The following is a 2,465-nucleotide window of genomic DNA, read 5'->3' on the forward strand; positions in this document are numbered from 1 at the left end:
TAAGTAGGCGACTAAAACGCCTTATTTATCAGGTTTCTTTTTGATACCCGCTTTTGAACGCCTTAAGTTGAGTGCCGATTTGATACGTATAGTTTTTTTCAAATCCCCCAGGGGATCTATTTGAACCTATGCTTCCTACCAGAGCAATGGTGAATACTGTTGTCAGTATTAAAGCTCTAGTGGAAAGGCTTGAAAAGTTGATACGCATTTAGCACCACGATCAAAGAAGATAAAAAGCTATAGCTTTGGAATTTATTTAAAAAATAACTATCAGCAAATGTACTCGTATATGTAAGTTAGTTCTAAACTAAAACAGTTGATTGTAATGTCCTTATGTATCAAGAAAATCTTATATATGTTTTGGTCAAGGATTTTAGCTGTAGTTTAATGAACAGCCCTAAATCATACTATTTCTAGATATTAGTTTCTTGTACATTTATCTCAAATTTGTGATAAAAAAGCCTTTTAGTCTTAGCCATAAATTAAAAGCCTCTTAGATTTCTCTATGAGGCTATTATTATTTTTTAATGAAGGTTAGCTATTTGTTAGTTGGTATAGCCACGCTCACCATGGAAGGACAAATCAAGTCCAGTGCGCTCATCATCATGAGATACATGAAGGGAGCCAAATAATTTTCCAGCAATACCAAAGGCTAGTACTGATATTACGCCTGACCAAATAATAGTAATGATGACACTGCCTATTTGACCTAAAGTTTGGCTGAGCATGCCATCATGGCTACCCTTAAAGCCTGTACCACCAAGATCTGGTGAGCAAAAGATACCTGTAAGAATAGCACCTACAATTGCTCCTAAGCCGTGAATACCAAATACATCCAAGCTGTCATCTACTCTAGTAAGCTTCTTAAATCCACGTACACCCCATAAGCATACGAAAGTAGATAGTGCACCTATAATTACTGAAGCTAAAGGACTTACAAAAGCACAAGCTGGAGTAATGGCTACTAAGCCTGCAAGTACGCCTGAGCTTGAGCCTAATGATGATGAATGACCACTAATAAATTTTTCGCATACAGACCAGACTAAAGCGCCAGAGGCTGGAGCTAATACTGTATTAATAAAAGCTAGTGCACTTACACCATCGGCACTAAGTTCAGAACCTGCATTAAATCCAAACCAACCTACCCATAAGAGAGCACAGCCAGTATAAGTAAATGGTAGAGAGTGAGGAGTGATAGCAATACGATTGAGATCAATGCGAGGGCCTGTCATAAAGGCTGCAACAATACCTGCAACAGCAGCATTAATATGTACTACGGTACCACCAGCAAAATCCCAAGCCTCAAACCAATATTCTATTAGGCCATTACCCCATACCATATGAGCAAGAGGGATATAGGAGAAGAGGGCCCATAAACTAATGCCCATTACTAAAGCGCCAAATTTAATACGCTCAGCGGTAGCTCCTACAATTAGACAAGCTGAGATAGCGCAAAAAGCTCCTTGGAAAACTACAAAGTTGTACTCAGATAAGGTTCCTGATACTGAATCAGGAGTAATATTGCTAAGAAAAAGTTTGTCGGAACTACCTATAATTAGGCTAAACCACGAGCTAGCATCGCCCGTACTGCCAAAGGCCCAAGTATATCCGACTATGAACCATAGTAAAAAGCAGATACCGAAAACAACCATACACTGTTGCAATATAGACAGTACGTTTTTGCTTCTTACCAAACCACCATAGAAAAGTGCGATTCCTGGCACTGACATTAAAATTACTAAAATAGCGCAAGTAATCACAAAAGCATTATCTGCTATAGAAGGCTCACTTTTAGTTTCAGCCTCATTACTTGGGGGATATTGCTCGGTAGTAGTAGTAATGTCTGTAGTGCTACTACTAGAAACTGCAATATCCCCAGATAAAAGCTCGGCTAAGGAACCTTGAGACAAAAGCATGCTTACAAAAAGCATGAGTACAATAGAGAAACGTCGCATAATAATTGCCCTTTTTCAAGTTTGTGTACATCTGTATTTTTCGATGTAAGCATGACTTTTGGCAATTAATAAAAACCATTTGCCCAATAAGCTAGCGAAAGTTTAGGCATTTGCATGTAAAGCTAGCATGTTTTGCTGCATTGCTAGGCAAATTTGCCTATGCTGCACAAAGTTGGCAATAAGGTATATGTAAGTTTTGTTAAAGAAAATGGCAAATTTACCATTTTAATTATTTAAAATTAAATCTCTGATAAATAATTTTTAAATTTTTCTAATGGTGATGCAGGTCACAAAAGCGCATGAGAATGGGGATTAAGCGTCTTAAGATAAGATAAAATTACAAATTCACCAAAAAAAATTAAAAAAAGGTGTTGACGTTGATCTAAAAATCATTAAAATACGTCTCCGCTGTCACGCACTAAGGCGTGAAGCTGCAAAAGCCAAGCGCTTTGAAGGTCTTTAAAAATTAGTAAGTACAGACAATCTGTGTGGGTTCTTTAAGTTAAGAAC

The 2,465-nt window shown here is 37.5% G+C and carries 1 protein-coding gene; it reads right to left on the reverse strand.

Annotated features, from left to right (window positions below):
• Positions 1-545: 545 nt before the first annotated feature.
• Positions 546-1,955, reverse strand: coding sequence for an ammonium transporter (locus tag MXE38_RS12090; protein WP_246915429.1), 1,410 nt, complete (start codon positions 1,953-1,955; stop codon positions 546-548).
• Positions 1,956-2,465: the final 510 nt, after the last annotated feature.

The organism is Anaerobiospirillum sp. NML120448, assembly GCF_023050945.1.
In the GTDB taxonomy this organism is placed as follows: Bacteria; Pseudomonadota; Gammaproteobacteria; order Enterobacterales; family Succinivibrionaceae; genus Anaerobiospirillum.